Below are 20,714 nucleotides of genomic sequence, written 5' to 3'. Positions count from 1 at the left end.
GGCGGCGCCGTGCCGGGGCCGGCGCCGTGAGCGGCAGCGAGGGGCTGCTGCCGCCGGGGGCGGGCTACGGCACGCTGGTGGGCGCGGTGGCGGACCCGCTGCTGCGCCGCCGGGTGGGCCGGCCCTACTGGCTCGCCTTCGCGGCGGGGGCGCTGGGCACGGCGCTGATGCTGGTCTCGATGGGCTGGCTGTTCGTCGAGGGCATCGGCATCTGGGGCGTGAACACCAGCGTGGTCTGGGGCTTCGCCATCGCCAACTACGTCTGGTGGATCGGCATCGGCAACGCCGGCACCTTCATCTCGGCGGCGCTGCTGCTGCTGCGCCAACCCTGGCGCGCGGCGATCAACCGCTTCGCCGAGGTGATGACGCTGTTCGCCGGCGCCATCGCCGGGCTGTTCCCGATCATGCATCTCGGCCGGCCCTACCGGGCCTACTGGCTGCTGCCCTACCCCAACAGCATGGAGCTCTGGCCGCAATGGCGCTCCGCGCTGGTGTGGGACTGCGCGGCGATCGCGACCTACCTTCTCTTCTCGCTGGTCTTCTGGTGGCTCGGGCTGCTGCCCGACCTCGCCACGCTGCGCGACCGCGCACCCGGGCGCGCCGGCCGGCTCGCCTACGGCGTGCTGGCGCTGGGCTGGCGCGGCTCGGCGCGGCACTGGCACCTGCACGACCGGCTCTACCGCACGCTGGCGATGCTGGCCCTGCCGCTGGTGGTCTCGGTGCACAGCGTCGTCGGCATGGATTTCGCCGCCAGCCTGATGCCGGGCTGGGAGGAGAGCATCTTCCCCCCCTACTTCGTCGTCGGCGCGCTGTTCTCCGGCTTCGGCATGTGCGTGGTGCTGGCGGCGCTGCTGCGCTGGGGGCTCGGCCTGCAGGCGGTGATCACGCAGCGCCACTTCGCGGTGATGGCGAAGGTGATCCTGGCCGGCGCGCTGGTGCTCGGCCTCTCCTACCTGACCGAGTGGTTCACCGCCTGGTACAGCGGCGATGCCGACGAGCGCGGCCATGTCCGCTTCCTGTTCGGCGGGGAGTACGCGCCGCTCTACTACGTGCTGCTGGCCTGCAACGTGCTGGTGCCGCAGGTTCTGTGGTCGGCGCGGGCGCGGCGGAGCATCGGGGCGGTGGTGGCGGTCTCGCTGCTGCTGAACCTCGGCATGTGGCTGGAGCGCGTGCTGATCATCTGGAACGTGCTCTCGCACGGCTACCTGCCGTCGATGCACGGCGTGTTCCGGCCGACCTTCTGGGACTGGGCGCTGCTGGCCGGCACGATCGGCTTCTTCCTGCTGCTCTTCCTCGTCTTCGCGCGCCTGCTGCCGGTGATCGCCATGCACGACCTCGGCAAGCTGCTGTTCGACCGCCAGCGTGCCGAGGCGCATGCCGGGGAGGAGGACGAGGCACGGGCCGGGGAGCGGCCCGGCGGCGCGGGCCGGGGCGCGCGGCCCATGGGCGGCGCGCCACCGATCCTGGCGGAGTTCCGCGACCCGCTGACCCTGATCGACGCGGCACACCGGGCGCGCGAGGCCGGGCTGCGCGGCCTGGACGCGCACACGCCCTTCGCCGTGGCCGGGCTGGCCGAGGCGCTGGCCCTGCCCACGCCGAGGGTGCGGCCGGCGATGCTGGCGGGCGGGCTGCTGGCGGCCGCCTTCGTCTATGCCCTGTGCTGGTACAGCGCCGTGCTGGACTACCCGCTCGTGCTGGGCGGCCGGCCGCTGCACGGCTGGCAGGTCTTCCTGGTGCTGACCTTCGAGGCGGGCATCCTGGGCGCGACCTTCACCGGCGTGGCCTGGTTCCTCGTCGCCGCCGGCCTGCCGCGCCTGAACCACCCCGTCTTCGACGCGCGCGACATCGGCCGCGCCAGCCAGGACCGCTTCTTCCTCGCCGTCGCCGACCCCGCTGCCGACGAGGCGCGGTTGGCCGCGCTGCTGGACGGGCTGGGGCCGCTCTCCATCCGGCGGGTGGCGCCGTGACGCGGCGCGGCGTGGCTTTGGCCACGACACGGTGCAGCGCAGCCCTGGCCGCGATATGGTGCAGCGCGGCCCTGGCCGCGACACGGCGCGGCACGGCCCCGGCGCGGCGCGCCCCCGCCGCGCTGCTGGCCGCGCTGCTCGCCCTGCCGCTGCTGGCGGGGTGCCGGCAGGAGATGGCGCGGCAGCGCCGGCTCGATCCCCAGGGCCCCACCGACGCCTGGCCCGGCGGCGTGGCCGCCCGGAAGCTGCCGCCCGGCGTGGTGGCGCGCGACTCGGTGCTGGAGCCGCCGCCGCGCCCGTCCGTCACGCCGGCCCTGCTGGCGCGCGGGCAGGAGCGCTTCGTCATCGCCTGCCAGCCCTGCCACGGCGCGGCGGGCGACGGGGACGGGATCATCGTGCGTCGCGGCTTCCCCAGGCCGCCCTCCTTCCACGCGCGGCGGCTGCTGGCGATGCCGGCGCGGCACGTCGTCGAGGTGATCGGCCAGGGCTACGGCGTGATGTACGCCTATGCCGACCGGGTGGCGCCGGCCGACCGCTGGGCGATCGCCGCCTATGTCCGGGCCTTGCAGCTCTCCCGCCACGCCACCCTGGCGGACGCGCCCGAGGCGGCCAATGCCCTGGAGGCAGGTGCCCCGGAAGCTCCGTCCCCATCGGTGCCGGCGGAGGCGGCGCCATGAGTCGGCCGCCCGCCACCCGGCCGGGCGCCGGCCCGGGTGCCGCCGCCCGGCCCGACGGCGCGCCGCCGGGGGCGTGGCTGCGGGCGCGGGCCGGGCGCGCCCTGCTGCTGGGCCTTGCCGCCGCGGCGGCGCTGGGCCTGTGGGCGCTGGTGGCGCCCGCCGGGCCGCCCGCCGCCGGCTGGCTGGTCGGGCTGGCCTTCTGGGCCTCCGTCGCGCTGGGGGCGGTGGCGCTGCTGGCGGTGCACGCGCTGACCGGCGGCCGCTGGGGCGAGTCGCTGCGCCCGGCCCTGGCCCCGGCGGCGCTGGGGCTGCCGGCCCTCCTGCCGCTGCTGCTGCCGCTGCTGCTCGGGCTTACGGCGCTCTACCCCTGGGCCGTCGATCCCGGCACGGCCCCGGCGCCGGACGTGGCGCGGCTCTACCTCAACCCGGCCGGCTTCCGGCTGCGCACGCTGCTGGCCTGGGGCGTCTGGTGCCTGCTCGGCTGGCTGATGCTGCGGCTGCGCGGCGGGGCTCGCGCCGTGGCCGGGGCGCTGGGGCTGGTCTTCCACCTCGGCGCGGTCACGCTGGTCGCCCTCGACTGGCTGCTGTCGATCGACCCGCACTTCCAGTCCACCGCCTTCGGCGTGGCGGCGCTGGTGATGCAGATGATGGCCGCCCTGGCCTGGGCGGCGCTGCTGCGGCCGGCGGTCGGGCGGGAGGCCGGCGACCTCGCCGCGCTGCTGTTCGCCGCGGTGCTGGGGGCGCTCTATCTCGGCTTCGTCCAGTACCTGGTCGCCTGGTACGGCGACCTGCCGGACAAAGCGCGCTGGTTCCTCCGGCGCGAGGGGGCCGGCTGGCTGGCGCTGCAGGGCGCCTCCTTCCTGCTCGCCGCCCTGCTGCCGCTGGTCGCGCTGCTCCGGCCGGGGACGCGGCGCAGCCCGGCGGCGCTGGCCGGGCTCGGGGCGGCGATCCTGGCGGGGTTCTGGGCGCATCTGTGCTGGATCGTGGCGCCGGCCTTCGGGGCGTCGGTGCTGCCGGCAGCGCTGCTGGGCGTGCTGGCGGTGGGCGGGATCTGGCTTGGCCTCGCCTACGGGCCGGCGGGCGGGTGGCTGCTGCGTCGCGCGGAAAGCGCGCCCGGTGAAGGCGCGGAAGGGGCGTCCGACGGTCGCGTGGCGCGTGCGCCTGACGATCGGGTGGAGCGCCTCTCGGGTGGCAGGGCGGAGGGCCTGGCCGATGGCTGAGGACGACCCTCGCCCCACGGCCCTGCCGGACATCCGCGCCGTGCTCGCGGTCGGGCTGGGCACGCTGCTGTTCCTGCTGGTCGCCATGGCGGGGCTGGGCGCCTGGTTCCGCTGGGCCGGTCCGGACACCACCATTCCCGCCCCGACCCCCGTTCCCCCGCCACGGCTGGAGACCGGCCCGACCACGACGCGCGACGCGCTGGCCCCGGTGCAGCGCGCGCAGCGGGAAGGCTATGCCTGGACCGACCGCGCGGCCGGGCTGGTACGCATCCCCGTGGCGCGCGCCATGGAAATCCTGGCGGCGCGCGGCGAGGCCGCCTGGGCGCCGCTGGAAGCCCCGGTGCCCGGCATCCCGCTGCCGGTGCGGCCGGAGGCAGCGCGGCCGGAGCCGGCCGGACCATCGGGGGCGGCCGGACCGGGGGCGGCGCGATGAGGCGGAGCCCGTTGTCCCACCTGCGGCCCGCGGCCCTGGCCCTGCTTCTGGCCGCCACGCCGGCCATGGCCGCGCCGCCCGGGGCGCTGGCCGATGTCGCGCTCTCGCCGCCGCCCGATGCGCGCCTGCCGCCCGATCTGGCGCTGGCGACCGAAGCCGGGGAGACCGGAACCCCGGCGCAACTGCTGGCCGGGCGGCCGGCGCTGCTGGTGCTCGCCGACTACCGCTGCGCCGTGCTCTGCGGCACCGCGCTGGGGCTGGCCGATTTCGCCCTGCAGCGGAGCGGGCTGCGGCCGGGCCTGGACTACATGCTGCTGGTGCTGGGGATCGACCCGCGCGACGGCCCGGCCGAGGCGGCGGCGGCGAAGCGGGAGCGGCTGGGCGATTCCCCCGTCGCCCCGTCGGCCCGCTTCCTGACGGCAGCCCCCGAGGCGCTGGCCGCCGCCGAGGCGGCGCTCGGCTACCGCGCCTGGCGCGATCCGGAGACGGGCGAGTACGCCCACCCGCTCGGCGCGCTGGTGCTGGCGCCCGACGGGCGCGTCAGCGCGGTGCTGGACGGGCTGGTGCCGGAGCCGGCGGCGCTGCGCGCGGCGCTGGCGCAGGCGGCCTCGGCCCCGCCCGCCGGCCCGGTGGCGCGGCTGGGCGAGCGGTTGCGCCTGCTCTGCGCCGGCTTCGGCCTGGGCGACGGCTTCGCCGTGCCGCTGATCCGCCGCGTGCTCGGCATCGGCATGGCGATGACGCTGCTGGGGCTCGGCGGGCTGCTCTGGGCGCTGTCGCGGCGCCGGATGGGGCAGGGGCCGGGTACGGTCGGACGAGGGAAGGCGGGGCGGGCATGAGCGGCCTGTCGGGCTGGGTGCCGCTCTGGCCGCCGGCGGCCTCGGCGGAGGCGGGGACGGTGGATGCCATCGTCCTGCTGCTGCTCGGCCTCTCGGGGGCGGTGCTGCTGCTGGTGCTCTGCCTCGTGGCGGGCTTCGCCATCCGCTACCGGCGCGGCTCGCCCGCGAAGCGCGGCGCGCTGCCCGAGCTGGTGCAGTCGGAGGTGGAGATCGGCTGGACCGCCGCCACGCTGCTGCTGGCGCTGCTGCTCTTCGCCTGGGCCGCCTCGGCCCAATTGGGCGAGGAGCGGACGCAGTCCGACGCGCTGGAGATCCACGTCACCGCCCGGCAGTGGATGTGGAAGGCGCAGCACCCGAACGGCGCGCGCGAGATCAACGCGCTGCACCTGCCGCGCGGCGAGCCGGTGCGGCTGCTGATGACCTCGGAGGACGTGATCCACTCCTTCTTCGTCCCCGCCTTCCGCATCAAGCAGGACGTGCTGCCCGGCCGCGTGACGCAGCTGCGCTTCCATCCCACCGAAACGGGGGAGTTCCACCTGTTCTGCGCCGAGTTCTGCGGCACGCTGCATGCCCGCATGCTCGGCACCGTCACGGTGATGGAGCCCGGCGACTATGCGCGCTGGCGGGCGGCGCAGCCGGAGGGCGACGGGCTGGCGCGCGAGGGGGCGGCGCTGTTCGTCTCGCTCGGCTGCGCCGGCTGCCACGGGGCGGGCGGAGGGGGCAGCGAGGTCGGCGTCGGCGCGACGGTGCGCGCGCCGCGGCTGGCGGGGCTGTACGGGCGCGACGTGCCGCTGGCCGATGGCCGCGTGGTGCGGGCGGACGAGGCGTATCTGCGCGATTCCATCCTGCAGCCCGGGCGCGACGTGGCGGCGGGCTACGCGCCGCTGATGCCCTCCTTCGCCGGGCTGCTCGGCGAGGGGGAGGTGCAGCGCCTGGTGGCCTATCTGCGCGAGCGGGGCGAGCAGCCGGGAGAGGGCCGATGAGCGGGATCACGGCGGACGACGCAATGGCGGAGGCGCCACAGGAGCGGCAGGGCGACAGCTACCTGACGGCGGAGACCGGCCTCGCCTCCTGGCTGCTGACCACCGACCACAAGCGCGTGGCGCTGCTCTACGCGGCGGCGCTCACCGCCTTCTTCTTCATCGGCGGCGCGGCGGCGGTGCTGATCCGGCTGGAGCTGTTCACCCCGGCCTCCGACCTCGTCTCCGCGGAGGGCTACAACCGGCTGTTCACGCTGCACGGGCTGGTGATGGTCTGGTTCTTCCTGGTGCCGGCGATCCCCAACACGCTGGGCAACTTCCTGCTGCCGCTGATGATCGGCGCGCGCGACCTCGCCTTCCCGCGGCTGAACCTGTTCTCCTGGTACCTGTTCATGGGCGCGGGGCTGCTGCTGCTGGCGGCGCTGCTGCTCGGCGGGGTGGACACGGGCTGGACCTTCTACACCCCCTTCTCCACCGGCTACGCCCATTCCAACGTGCTGCTGGCGGCGCTGGCGGTGGTGCTGGTGGGCTTCTCCTCGGTCGCGACGGGGGTGAACATGCTGGCCACCGTGCACCTGCTGCGCGCGCCGGGGATGGGCTGGTTCCGGCTGCCGCTGCTCGTCTGGTCGATCTACGGCACGGCGCTGGTGATGGTGCTGGCGACGCCGGTGCTGGCCGCCGCGCTGCTGCTGGTGGTGGCCGAGCGCGCCTTCGGCCTGCCGATCTTCGATCCCAGGCAGGGCGGCGACCCGCTGCTGTTCCAGCACCTGTTCTGGTTCTACTCGCACCCGGCCGTCTACATCATGATCCTGCCGGCCTTCGGCGTGGTGAGCGAGATCGTGCCCTGCTTCGCCCGGCGGCGGATCTTCGGCTACACCTTCATGGTCTACGCCATCCTGATGATCGCGCTGCTGGGCTTCCTGGTGTGGGGGCACCACATGTTCGTCTCCGGCCAGTCGCTCTACGCCTCGCTGGTCTTCTCCTTCCTCTCCTTCGTCATCGCCGTGCCCTCGGCGATCAAGGTGTTCAACTGGTCCTTCACCCTCTACCGCGGCCAGATCAGCTTCCAGGCGCCGATGCTCTACGCGCTCGGCTTCATCGGCCTGTTCACCCTGGGCGGGCTGACCGGGCTGGTGCTGGCCTCCGTGCCGGTCAACCGGCACGTCACCGACACCTACTACGTCGTGGCGCATTTCCACTTCATCATGGTGGGCGGGGCGGTGACGGCGCTCTACGGCGGACTGCACTTCTGGTGGCCCAAGATCACCGGCCGGATGCCGCCCGACGGCTGGGCCCGCTTCGCCGCGGTGCTGATGTTCTTCGGCTTCTCCTTCACCTTCTTTCCCATGTTCGTCATGGGCTTCCTCGGCATGCCGCGCCGCTACGCCAGCTACCCGCCGGAATTCCAGGTCTGGCACGTGCTGGCCTCGGCCGGGGCGGTGCTGCTGGCCGCGGCCTACCTGCTGCCGATGGGCTACCTCGCCTGGTCGCTGGTCCGCGGCCGGCGCGCGGGAGATGATCCCTGGAACGCGACGGGGCTGGAATGGCGCACCGCCTCGCCGCCGCCGCGCGACAATTTCCGCGTGCCGCCGATCGTCGAGGAGGCCGCCTACCTCTACCATCCCAGGCACGAAGGTCCGCGCCACGAGGAGCAAGAGCCGCACCGCGACCAGGGCGGCGGAACATGAGCGGCGACGTCGCGGCCGCGCTGCGCGAGCCATGGGACAGCCTGCGCCGTCAGCGCGAGGCGGCCGAGTTCGGTGTCTGGATCTTCCTGGGCAGCGAGGCGCTGCTGTTCGCCGGGCTGCTGCTCGCCTTCGCGGTGAACCGGACGCTGCACCCGGCCGGCTTCGCGGCGTCGGGACGCGAGACGGACATCGTGTTCGGAACGGTGAACACGCTGGTGCTGCTGACCAGCAGCCTGGCCATGGCGGTGGGCAGCGAGGCGGCACGGGCGGGGCTGCGCCGGCTGGCACTGCGCGCCCTGGCCACGGTCCTGCTTCTCGGCCTCACCTTCCTGGTGCTCAAGGGCTTCGAATGGGCCAAGGATCTGCGCGAGCAACTCTGGCCCGGCGCGGGTTTTCGCCTGGCGGAGCCCGGGGCGCGGCTGTTCTTCGGGCTCTACTGGACGATGACCGCGCTGCATGCGCTGCATCTCGCCGGCGGGCTCGCCGTGGTCGGCTGGCTGTCCTGGCAGGGTTGGCGGGGTACGCGGCCGCTGGGCAGCCCCGCCTTCCAGGTCGCGGCGCTGTATTGGCACCTCGTGGACGTCGTGTGGATCCTGCTCTATCCGCTGCTCTACCTTGGCGGTCGTGCATGAGCGGCGGCGAGGCGCGTGCCATCCTGCGCCGCGGCCTGCTGACCTGGGCCGGGCTGCTGCTGCTGCTGCTGGCGACGCTGGCCCTGGCCTATGTGCCGATGGGGTGGCTCAACCTGCCGGTCGGCCTCGCCATCGCCGCGGCGAAGGCCCTGCTCGTGGCGCTGGTCTTCATGGATCTGCGCCGGCGCGACCTGCTGCTGCGCCTTGCCGCAGGCGCATCGCTGCTGTGGATCGGCTTCCTGTTTCTGCTTACCTTCGCCGATCTGCTGAGTCGGCCCTGAAGGTTCTCTTGCAGAACGGAGACTGCCGGAATCCGGGCACGCTGGACCACAACGGGTTTGTCGGCGGCTTCGGGCCTCGGGAGGGGGGAGCGATGACGAGGAAGACGTCGAACCGGTTCCCGCCCCGGGCATGGCAGCGGGTGGTGCGGTCGGCGCGGGAGCATGCGGCCGACCATGCGTCGCAATGGGCGGCGCTCGGCTCGATCGGGGACAGGATCGGCTGCACGGACAAGACGCTGCGCGGGTGGGTACGGCAGGCTGAGCACGGCCAGGGGCTGCAAGCGGGCCCGACGGGCGGGGCGGGCAAGCGGATCAAGGCCCCGGCGCGGGAGAACCGTGTGCGGCACCTGGCCAACGAGGGCCCGTGCGAGGCGTCGGTGCATCTTCATGGCGGCGCTCAGCCGCCGATCGCGGCCATGATCGCCTTCATCGACGATCACCGCGCGGCCTGCGGGCTTGGGCCACGCAGCGGATCCGAGGCGATCCGCCCTGCCCACGTCGCCTGCCGGGCCCTGTTCGTCTCCATCGAGGAGGACCGGTTGCGCCGCGGCGTGCTGTCGCCGCGGGCGGTCGGGCCGGCATGATCGGCCGGATCGAGGCGTTCCCGCCCGGCACCGCCACGCCGGTGACCGCGCGCCTCGGCGGGCGGGAGATCGCGATCCTGGTTGTCCATGACACGGCGGGGCTGCGCGCCTTCGAGGATGCCTGCCCGCACCAGTACCTGCCGCTGAGCTGGCGCGGCGGCAGCGTGCTGAGTGCGGACGGCCGGCGGCTGCGCTGCGCCAGCCACGGGGCGGAGTTCTGCGCGCGGGACGGGCGGGCGCTCACCGGCCCCGGCACGGGCGAGGGGCTGACGCCGGTGCCACTGCGCGTGGCGCCGGACGGCACGGTGCATGTCGCCGAAGCGGAGGGTTCCGGCTGAACGATGCTGGCGGCCCGGGACCGGGGCTCTGCCCTGGGCCTCGGCAGAAAGGGCGCCGCCCTCTCCGCCCGCTCCCGCGAGGGGACGCAGTCCCCTTCGAGATCCTCGTTCCGGAAGGGCGGGATGCGGACCGGCAGCCAGCCTGTTTCAGTCGATCCGGCGCAGCCCGGCCGCGAAGCGGCGCCAGTTCGCCACGTAGTGCGCGGCCGAGGCGCGCAGCATCGCCGCCGTCTCCGGATCCAGCGTGCGCGCCACCTTGGCCGGGGCGCCGACGATCAGCGAGAAGTCCGGGAACTCCCGCCCCTCCGTCACCAGCGCATTGGCGCCGACGATGCAGTTGGCGCCGATCCGGGCCCGGTTGAGCACGGTGGCGCCCATGCCGATCAGCGCATTGTCGGCCACCGTGCAGCCATGCAGGATGGCGCGGTGGCCGACCGTGACGCCGGCACCGATGGTGAGCGGCACGCCGGGATCGGAATGCAGCACGGCGCCATCCTGGATGTTGGTGCGGTCGCCGATGCGGATCGGCTCGTTGTCGCCGCGGATCACCGCGCCGAACCAGATGCCGACCTCGTCGCCGAGCACGACGTTGCCGATGACGTGCGCGTCGGGTGCGACCCAGTAGCGCCCTGCCGGCGGCAGGGTCGGGGTCATGGCATCGAGAGCATGGATAGGCATGGGCGTGGTTCCTCCTGAACGGCTTGTCGCGCGCGGCAGCAGGTTACGGCAAGGTCCCGGCGGCGCGCCGCTCCCGCCGTTCTCCCTGGAACCATCGGACAGTCCAGTCACAGACCCTGGCACTGCCTGGGCACTTCAATGGTGCTTTGGCGCTGTCTGTCTCCTGGCTGAAGTTCTGGGAGGCCGGAGATGGTGGCGGGTCGAGCCGGGGTGGTGGATCTGGACCTGTGGCTGGAGCCGTTCCTTGCGGTGATGGGACGCAAGACGCGGCGACACTGGGCGCCGCTCTATCTGCGCGGGCTGCTGGGGCCTGGGGAGCGCAAGAGCCTGCAGCCGATGGCGGCGAGGCTGGGGCTGTTGGGTCACGACCAGTTGCAGCATTTCATCGCCAGCCCTGCCTGGGACGACGGTCCGCTGTGGACGGCGCTGGCGCGGGAGGCGGACCGGCTGGTGGGCGAGCCGGCGGCCTTCCTGGTGATCGACGACACGGCGCTGCCGAAGAAGGGCGAACTGTCGGTGGGGGTGGCACGGCAGTACTGCGGGCAACTCGGCAAGCGGGCGAACTGCCAGGCGCTGGTCACGCTGACGCTGGCGCAAGGCGAGGTGCCGGTGCCGGTGGGCCTGCGGCTGTTCCTGCCCGAAGACCTGGAGCGGCGACGCGGGCGTGCCGGCGGCGCAGGCCAGGGCGCCGGTCCTCTGTTCGAGCACCGGCCGGCACCAGCCGGTTTCTCCCGGTCATGTTTTCCCTGGCCATGCTGCCCTGGCGTTCGCCACCGGGAGAAGGGCAGGCGGAGCGCGTCTGCAGGAGGCGTCCATGCAGGAGCGGCCACTCGGCCGGCCAGACTTCCCCCGATTCCTTCCGGCGGTGGCGGCCGGCGGGACCTTGGCATTCCTGCGAAATGGAACATATAGGGAACATGATCGAGATCGTCCCCGTCGCCCGCCCGGACCTGCGCCACAAGCTGGCGATCCTGGCCGACGCGGCGAAGTATGACGCCTCCTGCGCCTCCTCGGGCTCGGCGCGGCGCGACAGCCTCGGCGCGCGCCACGGGGTCGGCTCGACGGAGGGCATGGGCATCTGCCACGCCTATGCGCCGGACGGGCGCTGCATCTCGCTGCTCAAGGTGCTGCTGACCAATGCCTGCGTGTTCGACTGCGCCTACTGCATCAACCGCGCCACCTCCAACGTCCGCCGCGCCCGCTTCACGGTGGCCGAACTGGTCGGGCTGACGCTGGACTTCTACCGGCGCAACTACATCGAGGGGCTGTTCCTCTCCTCCGGCATCATCCGCTCGCCGGACTACACGATGGAGCAGGTGGTGCGCGTGGCGCGGGCGCTGCGCGAGACGCACGGCTTCCGCGGCTACATCCACCTCAAGACCATCCCCGACGCCTCCCCCGGGCTGCTGGCCGAGGCCGGGCGCTGGGCCGACCGGCTCTCGATCAACATCGAGCTGCCGGGCGAGGAATCGCTGCGTCGCCTCGCGCCCGAGAAGGATTTCCGCGCCATCCGCCTCGCCATGGCCGGGCTGCGCGACCGCATCGACACGGCGCAGGGCGAGGGGCGCGAGGCGAGGCCCGGCCGCGCCGCGCCGCCGGCCTTCGCGCCCGCCGGCCAGTCCACCCAGATGATCGTCGGCGCGGACCGGGCCGATGACGGGCAGATCCTCGGCACCGCTGCCAACCTCTACGCCGGCTACCGCCTGAGGCGCGTCTACTACTCGGCCTACAGCCCGATCCCCGACGCCTCCGCCGCCCTGCCGCCGGCCGCGCCGCCACTGCTGCGCGAGCACCGGCTCTACCAGGCGGACTGGCTGCTGCGCTTCTACGGCTTCTCGGTCGAGGAGGTGATGCAGGGCGCCGAGGCCGGGCTGCTGCCGCTCGACATCGACCCCAAGCTGGCCTGGGCGCTGCGCCACCGCGACCGCTTCCCGCTCGACGTCAACCGCGCGCCGCGCGAGCTGCTGCTGCGCGTTCCCGGCCTCGGCGCCCGCAACGTGGAACGGCTGCTGGCCGCGCGCCGGCACGCCGCGATCCGCACGGCGGACCTGGCACGGCTGCGACTCTCCCTGCCGCGCGTGCTGCCCTTCCTGGCCACCGCCGACCACCGCCCCTCGCCCCGCCTGCTGGAGCATCCCGGCCTGCGCCGGCGCCTCGCGCCGCGCCCGGCCCAGGGGGAGCTGTTCGCGCCGTGAGCGGCGTGGGGGGAGCTGTTCGCGCCGTGAACGGCGCGGGGGGAGCCGTTCGCGCCGTGAGCGGCGTGAAGGGAGTTGTCCGCGCCGTGAGCGGCGGCCGGTCCGGATGATCCGCGCCCTGCTCGACGGCCCCACGGATCATGCCGGCTGGCGCCGGCAGGCGCGGGCCCTGGCGCTGGCCGGCGTGCCGCCGGAGCGGGTGGAGTGGTCGGTGGCGGGCGACACGCCCGGCCTGTTCCCCGATCCGGTGCCGCCGGCGCCGGCGGGCGCCACCCTCACCGTGCCGCGCGGCTTCCCGCCGCTGGCCGAGACCGTGTCGCGCCACCGCGATCCCGAGCGCTTCGCCCTGCTCTACGGGCTGCTGTGGCGGCTGCGCGAGTCGCCCGGCCTGCTCGCCGTCGCGACCGATCCCGCCGTCGCGCGTGCCGAGGCCATGGCCCGCGCGGTGCGGCGCGACGCGCACAAGCTGCACGCCTTCCTGCGCTTCCGCGAGATCGCGACGCCGGACGGCCCGCGCTTCGTCGGCTGGTTCGAGCCCGACCATCACATCCTGGAGGCCGAGGCCGGCTTCTTCGTCCGCCGCTTCGCCACCATGCGCTGGTCGATCCTGACGCCCCGCCGCTCCGCGCACTGGGACGGCGAGGCGCTCGCCCTCGGCCCCGGCGGGCGGCGCGCCGACGCCCCGGCCGAGGATGCGCGGGAGGCGCTCTGGCTCGCCTATTACGCCAGCATCTTCAACCCGGCGCGGCTGAAGCCCGCGGCGATGCGCGCCGAGATGCCGCGCAAGTACTGGCGCAACCTGCCCGAGGCGGCGCTGATCCCGCGCCTGATCGCCGAGGCGCCGGGGCGCGTGGCGGCGATGGTCGCGCGCGGCGTGTCCCCGCCCGTGGCGGCGCGTCGGCGCGCGGCGTTGCCGGGCGCCCTGGCGCCAACGCCGGCCCCGGCTCCGGCCCCGGCTCCGGCATCGCCGTCCGGCGATGCGGCGTGCGTCGAAGCGTCGGCGGCGATGGTGGCGATGCCCATCGTGGCCGCGCCCGGGGCGCCGCCACCGGCCGGCGGCGGCGCGACGGCCGACTCCCTGTCGGCGCTCCGCGAGGCGGCACTGGGTTGCCGGGCCTGCCCGCTCTGGAAGCCGGCGACGCAGATGGTGTTCGGGGAGGGCGTGCCCGGCGCGCCGCTGATGTTCGTGGGCGAGCAGCCCGGCGACGCGGAGGATCTGCGCGGCCGCCCCTTCGTCGGGCCCGCCGGCCGGCTCTGGAACCGGGCATTGGCGGAAGCGGGCGTGGACCGCGCCGCCGCCTACGTCACCAACAGCGTCAAGCACTTCAAGTTCACGCCGACCGGCAGGCGGCGGCTGCACCAGCGGCCGGATGCGGGCGAGGTCCAGGCCTGCCGGCCCTGGCTGCACCGGGAGATCGCCCTCGTGGCGCCGCGCCTGGTCGTGGCGCTCGGCGCCACCGCGCTGAACGCGTTGACCGGCCACGCGGGCGCGCTGGGGCCGCTGAAGGGCGAGGTGGTGGCGGGGCGGGACGGCGTGCCGGTGCTGGTCACCGTGCATCCCTCCTACCTGCTCCGGCTGCCCGACCCGGCGGCGCGGGCGGCCGAGTATGCGGGCTTCGTCGCGGCGCTGCGCCGCGCGGCGGAACTGGCCGGTGTCCACGGCGAGGGGATGGACGGCAGGGAGCGCCGGTAGGTCCCGTCGGCGCCCGGGACCGGACGGCGTGGGAAGGCCGGGACCGCCGGTGCCCGAGGAGACGGCGTGCCGGCCTCGCCGTGGGGCGTGCCCGGGCGCCGAGGCCGGCGCCCACCCGGCCCGCGGGCGACGCTCCGGGCGGCGGAGCCGTTCATCCGGCGCGCGCGATCCGACGTCGCCGTCGTTGACACCGTGCGGCGCGCCTCACTAGTGTCGTGAAACTTCGATATCTAACTATCATCCGACGAACCAATCCCCGGACCGCCACGCGCCCGTGGCGGGCCAGGACCCTGGCAGGCGAGGAGCGGGTTGGCAGGCATCGTCGACATCCACGCCCATCACGTGCCGCCCCTGCTGATCGACGAGGTGGCGCGGCACGGCCCGGCCTTCGGTGTCCTGCTGCGGCACGATGCGGACGGCGTCCTCCGGCTGCGCGTCGGCGACGGGCCGCCGTTGCGGCCGGTGCTGCCGGAGCTCAGCAACCTCCTGCTGCGCCTGCCGCTGCTGGACGAGCAGGGCGTGACGCTGCAGTACCTCTCGCCCTGGACCGACTGCGCCGGCGATGCGCTGCCGCCCGACCAGGGCGCGCGCTGGGCGCGGCTGCAGAACGAGACCATGGCCGACTCGGCCCGCGCGCATGGCGACCGCTTCGAGGCGATGGCGACGCTGCCGATGCAGGATCCCGGCCTCGCCGTCGCCGAGCTGGAGCACGCGGTGCGGCACCTCGGCCTGCGGGCGGTGGAACTGGTGACGTCGGCGTGCGGCCGCGACCTGGACCATCCCGACTACCGGCCGTTGTGGCGCCGGCTGCGCGACCTCGACGTGTTCGTGCTGCTGCACCCGCCCGGCACGCCGGTCGGCATGGAGCGCCTCGGCGACTACTTCCTCAACAACCTGCTGGGCTTCCCGATCGAGACCACCATCGCGGCGAGCCGGCTGCTGTTCGGCGGCGTGATGGCCGAATTCCCCGGGCTGAAGGTCTGCCTCGTACACGGCGGCGGCTTCCTGCCCTACCAGATCGGCCGGCTCGACCGCGGCTTCGCCGTGCATCCCGCCTGCCGCGCCGGCGGCCCGGCGGAAGCGCCCTCGGCGGCGCTGCGTGCCTTCCACTACGACACGCTGACGCACGACGATCCGGCGCTGGACTACCTGGCCGCGCGCGTGGGTGCCGACCGGCTGCTCTACGGCAGCGACTACCCGTTCGAGATGCTCGACCCGGCCGGGCCGGCGCGGGTGCGGCGTTCGGCGGCGCTGGCGGGGCAGGCCGGGGCGGTACTGGGCGGCAACGCCGAGGCGCTGCTGCCGCCGCGCGGGGCGGGGATGCCGGGCTGACCGGCACGGGCCGGCGGGAAGGGCGGGGCAATCGGCATGAGGGAGGGCGGCATGCGCCGGGAAACACGCGTCGCGGTCATCGGCGCCGGGCTCGGCGGCACCACGGCGGCGGCGCTGCTGCAGCGCGCGGGCTTCGCGGTGCGGCTCTACGAGCAGGCGCCGGCCTTCGAGCGGATCGGCGCCGGCATCCATCTCAGCCCGAACCTGATGCAGGTGCTGCGGGCGGTGGGCGTGGCGGATCGCCTCGAGCGGATCGGCCTGCATCCGGACGCCTTCCTCAGCCGCGCCTGGGACAGTGGCGAGGTGCTGTTCCGCCTGCCGCTCGGCGAGGCCGGGGAACGGCGCTACGGCGCGCCCTACATCAACGTGCACCGCGGCGACCTGCACGCGGCGCTGGCCTCGGCGGTCGCGCCGGACAGCATCGCCTTCGGCCACCGCCTGGCCGGCATCGAGACGCGGGGCGATGGCTGCCGCCTGCTGTTCGGGAACGGCGCGACGGCCGAGGCCGACATCGTGATCGGCGCGGACGGGGTGAACTCGCGCGTGCGCGAGCTGGTGCTGGGCGTCGAGAAGCCGCGCTACACCGGCCATGTCGCGCATCGCTGCATCGTGCCGGCCGCCGCGGTGGACCCGCCGCCCGCGGACTGCACGAAATGGTGGGGTCCCGACCGGCACCTGCTGATCTACTACATGACGGGCAGGCGCGACGAGCTGTACCTCGTCACCAGCTTCCCGGAGCCGGAACTCACGGTCGCCGGCGCCTGGGCGCCCTGCGATGCCGACGAATTCCGGGCGGAGCTGGCGGGCTTCCACCCGGAGGTGCGGCGCGTCGCGGCGGCGGCCGGGGCGGTGACGAAATGGCCGGTCTTCGATCGCGAGCCGGTGCCGGTGTGGAGCGAGGGGCGGCTGGTGCTGCTCGGCGATGCCTGCCACCCGCTGCGCCCCTACATGGCGCAGGGGGCGGCGATGGCGATCGAGGACGCGGCGGTGCTGGCGCGCTGCCTGATCGAGGCGCTGGCCAGCGACCCGCTCGCCGCCTTCCCGCGCTATGCCCGCAACCGGTTGGAGCGCACCAACCGCGTGCAGCGCGTCTCGGTCGCCAATGACTTCCTGCGCGGCCCGACCGACCCGGCCTGGGTGTTCGACTACGATGCCTGGACCGTGCCGCTGCTCGACTGACGCGGCCTCAATCGCCTTCCGCCGCGAGATGCTCGCCGAGCACCCAGAGCAGGGCGGTGAGGTCGCGCGCCTTCGCGGTGCCGATGCCGAGGGCGGCGCGCTGGATGCCGATCAGCTCGGGCAGCATGCGGTCCACCAGCGCGAGCCCCTTGCGCGTCAGGCCGATCAGGATGCTGCGGCGGTCCGCCGGCTCGGGCAGGCGCACCGCCAGCCCCGCCTCCTCCAGCCGGTCGAGCCGGCTGGTCATGCCGGCGCCGCTCAGCAGCAGGGCGGCGGAGAGCTGCGTCGGCGTCAGCCGGTGCGGCGCCCCGGCGCGCCGCAGCGCGGCCAGCACATCGAACATGCCGCGCGTGATGCCATGGCGCGCCACCATGCGGTCGATGCGGCCGTCGAGGAGCTGGTAGGCGCGGGCGAGGCCGGCGAACAGCGCCATCGGCTCGAGGTCGAGATCCGGGCGCTCCCGCCGCCACTGCGCGGTGATGGCGGCGGCGGAATCCTGGTCGCCGGCCGCGACGCGCTCCTCGGCGGGCCGCACCGGGGGATGGCGTGACGTGTTGGCACGCGCCGGGCGGGATTCCGAGGGGCGGGACTCCGGGAGGTGGGCCTCCGAAAGGCGGGATTGCGGCGGGCGCGGTCGTCCTTGCTGTTCCATGCGGCCTGCTCTCTCCCTGCGCCCGTCGGAAAGCCATTGACGGCGGGCACCCGCGCTCAATAACTTCGGCACCGAATAATACGGCCCGGAAGCATTCGGCGGAAGGGCCACCGCGCCGCGAGCGGTGCATCCCATGGCCGCGCATTCCGCGGTGGCGCGGTCCGTGGCGGGTGTGCCGCGGGGCGGACGAGGAAGGGGCGCGCGGCATGCAAGCGTTTCTCTGCACGACCTGCGGCACGCAGTACCCGCCTTCCGAGTCGCCGCCACCGCGCTGTCCGATCTGCGAGGACGAGCGGCAGTACCTGCAGCCGGCCGGCCAGGGCTGGACCACGCTGCCGCGCCTGCGCATCACCCACATGAACGCGTTCCGTGACGAGGCGGGGCTGCTCGGCATCGGCACGGCGCCGCATTTCGCGATCGGCCAGCGCGCCCTGCTGGTGCCGACGCCGGCCGGCAACGTGCTGTGGGACTGCATCAGCCTGATCGACCGCGCGACGGTGGAGATCATCCGCGGCCTGGGCGGCCTCGCCGCCATCGCCATCTCGCACCCGCACTACTACACGACGATGCTGGAATGGAGCGAGGCGTTCGGCGGCGTCCCGATCCATCTGCACGCCGCCGACCGCGACTGGATCATGCGCGACGGCCCGGCCATCGCCCTTTGGGAAGGCGACACGAAGGAGATCGCGCCCGGGCTGACGCTGATCCGCTGCGGCGGGCACTTCGCCGGCGGCACCGTGGCGCACTGGACCGGCGGCGCGGCGGGGCGCGGCGCGCTGCTCAGCGGTGATATCCTCCAAGTGGTGGCGGACCGCAGGACGCTCGGCTTCATGCGCTCCTACCCGAATTTCATCCCGCTCGGCGCGGCCGCGGTGCGGCGGATCGCCGGGCGCGTCGCGCCCTGGCGCTACGACGCGATCCTCGGCGCCTTCTGGGACAAGGTGATCCCGCACGATGCCGAGGCGGCGATGCGCCATTCGGTGGAGCGGCACATCCACTGGCTCGGCGACCCGCCCGAATAGCGCGCGATGCGTATCGCCGCGATACGGAGTTGGCCGCTCGCCGTGCCGCCCGCCGCCGGTTCCGGCCGCACGGCGCCGGTGCGCACCCTCGTCGTCGAGGTGATGGACACGGACGGGCTGAGCGGCTTCGGCGAGGCGCTGAGCCCCGCCGCGCCGCGCGACGCCGCCGCGCAGGTGGCATCGCGCTTCGCGCCGCTGCTGCTCGGCGAGGCGGCGGCCGACATCGCACGGCACTGGCAGCGCATGGGCGACGCGGCCGGTGTGCCGCTCGTCGGCGCCGCGGCCGAGGCGCGTTCGGCGATCGACATCGCGCTGTGGGACCTGCTGGGCCGGCGACGGGGCGTGCCACTGCACCGGCTGCTCGGCGGCATGGCGCGCGCGCTGGTACCGGCCTACGGTTCCTACGTCGCCGTGGTGGCGGACGACGTGGCGGCGGCGCAGGCCGAGGCCGCCGTCGCGGCGGGCTTCCGCCATCTCAAGGTGAAGCTGCAACCGCCGCTCGATGCGGCCATGGCGCGCGCGCGGCATATCCGCCGCGTCGTCGGACCGGCTGTCGCGCTCTGCGCCGATCCGAACGGCAGCTTCGACGAGGACGCGGCACACCGGCTCGCCGCGCTGCTGGCCGAACTCGATTTCCTCTGGCTGGAGGAGCCGCTCGATCCGACGGACCATCGCGCGCTGGCGCGTCTGAACCATCGCGCGCTGGCGCGTCCGAACCAACATCATCTGCTCATGATTTCGGCAGGCGAGAGCGAGTTCACGCCGGAAGGCGCGGCGGCGCTGGTGGAAGCGGACGCGATCGGCCTGTTGCAGCCCGACTGCGGCCGGATCGGCGGCATCACCGGCTTCGTGCGCGCGCGGAACGCGGCGCTGCCGCGCGGGCTGCCCTTCTCGCCGCACAATTCCGGCGGTGCGATCAAGGCGGCGGCGTCGTTGCAGCTCGCGGCGGCCTTGCCGGACCTGCACAGCTTCGAATGCAGCCTGTTCCGCACGCCGCTGAACGATTCCCTGGTGCGCACGCCGGTCGCGCATCCGGCGCAGTTGCTGGGTGGCTGCCTGCCCGTGCCGGACGCGCCCGGCCTCGGCATCGAGGTCGATCGCGCCGCGCTGCGACGTCTCGCCGACGCATGAGCGGCGCGACGCATGCATGGCATGTCGCTTGCTAGCCACGCGGCGGCCATGCCGCACGACGCGGCCGTGACCACCGGCCGCGCCGATGCAACCGGAGCCTCCGCTCCGACGGCAGCGCGCCCGTCCCATGCCGGAGAACCGCACGACATGATGCTGCGACGCCGCCATCTTCTCGCCACCGGCCTGGCCGCGCCGCTGCTCGGCGGCGCGCACGCCGCCTCGGCGCAGGCCACCACGCTGCGGGTGACGCATTTCGGCGGCCCCTACCAGATCCTTTCCGAGATCGCTGGCCAGCCCTTCGAGGCGGCGAAGGGCGCGCGCGTCGCCTACAGTGTCGAGATCTCGCCGAGCGCGCTGACCAAGCTGCAGACGCAGAAGGCCTCGCCGCCCTTCGACGTGGTGCTGTTCTCGCGCGCCTACGGCCTGCGCGCCATGAATGGCGGGCTGCTGCACAAGGTGAGCCGGAGCGACTTCCCCGAGGCCGCGCACGCCCTGCCGGACACGGTGCCGGAAGCCGGCTGGGGCGCCGCCATGATGATCGACTCGATCGACATGATGGCGCGGCGCGACCTGGTCGGCGAGCCGATGACCTCCTGGTTCGACCTGTGGCGCCCGGCGCTGCGCGGCAAGGTGATGCTGCCCTCGGCGGTGAACGGCGCCACCGCCTTCGGCTTCATCGCCTGCATCGTGCACGCGCTCGGCGACATGAAGTCGCCCGCCACGGCCAACGAGGCCTTCGCGCGGCTGAAGGCGCTGAAGCCCGCGGTGCGCGGCTTCTACGTGGACCCGATCCAGCCGAACCAGATGATCGAGCGCGGCGACATCGCGGCGGCGCCGCAATTCGCGGTGCGCGTCGCCAATTCCGCCCGCAACACGCCGGAGGTGGTGAAGGTGACGCCGAAGGAGGGCGTGCTCGCCGTCCCCTACGATCTGTGCATCCCGGTCAACAGCCCGAGCATCGCGCTGGCCAAGTCCTACATCGACTTCCTGCTGACCAAGCCGGTGCAGGGCGCGCTGGCCGAGAAGCTGCTGGCCTCGCCGGTGCGCACCGACGTGACCGTGCCGCCCGCGCTGGCGCCGCTGGTCACCACCGATCCCACGCGCCTGTTCTTCCAGGACGAGGAATTCGCCGCCGCGAAGCAGCGCGAGTGGCTCGACCGCTACACGCGCGAGGTGCAGAACTGAGCCGGCGCCTC

20 protein-coding genes and 1 pseudogene are annotated in these 20,714 nt (G+C 74.3%); 19 read left to right on the top strand and 2 right to left on the bottom strand.

Annotation, left to right across the window (positions count from 1 at the left end):
- Nucleotides 1-26 precede the first annotated feature (26 nt).
- From M0638_RS22165 to M0638_RS22115, 11 genes are all read left to right on the top strand, one after another.
- Nucleotides 27-1,967, top strand: a complete 1,941-nt coding sequence (locus M0638_RS22165) for a quinol:electron acceptor oxidoreductase subunit ActD (RefSeq protein ID WP_248669140.1) — start codon at nt 27-29, stop codon at nt 1,965-1,967.
- A gap of 17 nt (nt 1,968-1,984) precedes the next feature.
- Nucleotides 1,985-2,644, top strand: coding sequence for a c-type cytochrome (locus tag M0638_RS22160; protein ID WP_248669139.1), 660 nt, complete (start codon nt 1,985-1,987; stop codon nt 2,642-2,644).
- Entirely contained in the window at nt 2,641-3,864 is a 1,224-nt protein-coding gene (locus M0638_RS22155; RefSeq protein WP_248669138.1) for a hypothetical protein, read from the top strand. Before M0638_RS22160 ends, M0638_RS22155 begins: the two co-directional genes overlap by 4 nt.
- Nucleotides 3,857-4,297 carry a hypothetical protein gene (locus tag M0638_RS22150; protein ID WP_248669137.1) on the top strand — a complete coding sequence of 147 codons (441 nt, stop codon included), beginning with the start codon at nt 3,857-3,859 and terminating at the stop codon, nt 4,295-4,297. The genes M0638_RS22155 and M0638_RS22150 overlap by 8 nt, the downstream gene beginning before the upstream one ends.
- Nucleotides 4,298-4,308: 11 nt before the next feature.
- A complete protein-coding gene (locus tag M0638_RS22145; RefSeq protein ID WP_248669136.1) occupies nt 4,309-5,133 on the top strand; it encodes a thioredoxin domain-containing protein in 825 nt (274 codons plus the stop codon).
- Nucleotides 5,130-6,116 (top strand): cytochrome c oxidase subunit II, encoded by a 987-nt coding sequence (gene coxB / locus M0638_RS22140; protein WP_248669135.1) that lies wholly within the window; start codon nt 5,130-5,132, stop codon nt 6,114-6,116. Before M0638_RS22145 ends, coxB begins: the two co-directional genes overlap by 4 nt.
- Complete coding sequence (locus tag M0638_RS22135; RefSeq protein WP_248669134.1) at nt 6,113-7,801, top strand: cytochrome c oxidase subunit I; 1,689 nt, start codon at nt 6,113-6,115, stop codon at nt 7,799-7,801. Before coxB ends, M0638_RS22135 begins: the two co-directional genes overlap by 4 nt.
- The gene (locus tag M0638_RS22130; RefSeq protein ID WP_248669133.1) at nt 7,798-8,433 is read left to right on the top strand and encodes a cytochrome c oxidase subunit 3; all 636 of its coding nucleotides are present in this window, start codon (nt 7,798-7,800) and stop codon (nt 8,431-8,433) included. The genes M0638_RS22135 and M0638_RS22130 overlap by 4 nt, the downstream gene beginning before the upstream one ends.
- Nucleotides 8,430-8,714: a cytochrome C oxidase subunit IV family protein gene (locus M0638_RS22125; protein WP_248669132.1), complete on the top strand. Its 285-nt coding sequence runs from the start codon at nt 8,430-8,432 to the stop codon at nt 8,712-8,714. The genes M0638_RS22130 and M0638_RS22125 overlap by 4 nt, the downstream gene beginning before the upstream one ends.
- A 92-nt stretch (nt 8,715-8,806) precedes the next feature.
- Entirely contained in the window at nt 8,807-9,298 is a 492-nt protein-coding gene (locus M0638_RS22120; protein WP_248669131.1) for a hypothetical protein, read from the top strand.
- Nucleotides 9,295-9,636 carry a Rieske (2Fe-2S) protein gene (locus M0638_RS22115; RefSeq protein WP_248669130.1) on the top strand — a complete coding sequence of 114 codons (342 nt, stop codon included), beginning with the start codon at nt 9,295-9,297 and terminating at the stop codon, nt 9,634-9,636. Before M0638_RS22120 ends, M0638_RS22115 begins: the two co-directional genes overlap by 4 nt.
- 147 nt (nt 9,637-9,783) lie before the next feature.
- Here the strand turns inward: M0638_RS22115 and M0638_RS22110 are convergent, their stop codons facing one another.
- Nucleotides 9,784-10,314: a gamma carbonic anhydrase family protein gene (locus tag M0638_RS22110; RefSeq protein ID WP_248669129.1), complete on the bottom strand. Its 531-nt coding sequence runs from the start codon at nt 10,312-10,314 to the stop codon at nt 9,784-9,786.
- A 192-nt stretch (nt 10,315-10,506) separates the two neighbouring features.
- On the opposite strand from M0638_RS22110, the pseudogene M0638_RS22105 reads away from it, so the two are divergent.
- The 5 genes and pseudogenes from M0638_RS22105 to M0638_RS22085 form a co-directional block, all read left to right on the top strand.
- A pseudogene (locus M0638_RS22105) lies at nt 10,507-11,041 on the top strand (IS701 family transposase); the annotation flags it as partial.
- A 190-nt stretch (nt 11,042-11,231) separates the two neighbouring features.
- Nucleotides 11,232-12,509, top strand: coding sequence for a putative DNA modification/repair radical SAM protein (locus M0638_RS22100; protein WP_248669128.1), 1,278 nt, complete (start codon nt 11,232-11,234; stop codon nt 12,507-12,509).
- Between the two features lie 106 nt (nt 12,510-12,615).
- A complete protein-coding gene (locus M0638_RS22095; RefSeq protein WP_248669127.1) occupies nt 12,616-14,202 on the top strand; it encodes a UdgX family uracil-DNA binding protein in 1,587 nt (528 codons plus the stop codon).
- 309 nt (nt 14,203-14,511) lie between these two features.
- A complete protein-coding gene (locus tag M0638_RS22090) occupies nt 14,512-15,534 on the top strand; it encodes an amidohydrolase family protein (RefSeq protein ID WP_248669126.1) in 1,023 nt (340 codons plus the stop codon).
- A gap of 51 nt (nt 15,535-15,585) precedes the next feature.
- The gene (locus M0638_RS22085; protein WP_248669125.1) at nt 15,586-16,713 is read left to right on the top strand and encodes an FAD-dependent monooxygenase; all 1,128 of its coding nucleotides are present in this window, start codon (nt 15,586-15,588) and stop codon (nt 16,711-16,713) included.
- Nucleotides 16,714-16,720: 7 nt separating this feature from the next.
- Here M0638_RS22085 and M0638_RS22080 read toward each other — a convergent pair whose 3' ends face one another.
- A complete protein-coding gene (locus M0638_RS22080; RefSeq protein ID WP_248669124.1) occupies nt 16,721-17,248 on the bottom strand; it encodes a MarR family winged helix-turn-helix transcriptional regulator in 528 nt (175 codons plus the stop codon).
- Nucleotides 17,249-17,571: 323 nt separating this feature from the next.
- Between M0638_RS22080 and M0638_RS22075 the strand changes: the two genes are divergently transcribed.
- The 3 genes from M0638_RS22075 (at nt 17,572) to M0638_RS22065 (ending at nt 20,703) form a co-directional block, all read left to right on the top strand.
- Nucleotides 17,572-18,387 carry an MBL fold metallo-hydrolase gene (locus M0638_RS22075; protein WP_248669123.1) on the top strand — a complete coding sequence of 272 codons (816 nt, stop codon included), beginning with the start codon at nt 17,572-17,574 and terminating at the stop codon, nt 18,385-18,387.
- A gap of 6 nt (nt 18,388-18,393) precedes the next feature.
- Nucleotides 18,394-19,518 (top strand): mandelate racemase/muconate lactonizing enzyme family protein, encoded by a 1,125-nt coding sequence (locus M0638_RS22070; RefSeq protein ID WP_248669122.1) that lies wholly within the window; start codon nt 18,394-18,396, stop codon nt 19,516-19,518.
- Nucleotides 19,519-19,665: 147 nt separating this feature from the next.
- Nucleotides 19,666-20,703, top strand: a complete 1,038-nt coding sequence (locus tag M0638_RS22065; protein ID WP_248669121.1) for an ABC transporter substrate-binding protein — start codon at nt 19,666-19,668, stop codon at nt 20,701-20,703.
- Nucleotides 20,704-20,714 lie beyond the last annotated feature (11 nt).

Source organism: Roseomonas acroporae (genome assembly GCF_023223525.1).
GTDB lineage: Bacteria > Pseudomonadota > Alphaproteobacteria > Acetobacterales > Acetobacteraceae > Roseomonas_E > Roseomonas_E acroporae.
This window is presented reverse-complemented; position numbering and strand designations above follow the sequence as displayed.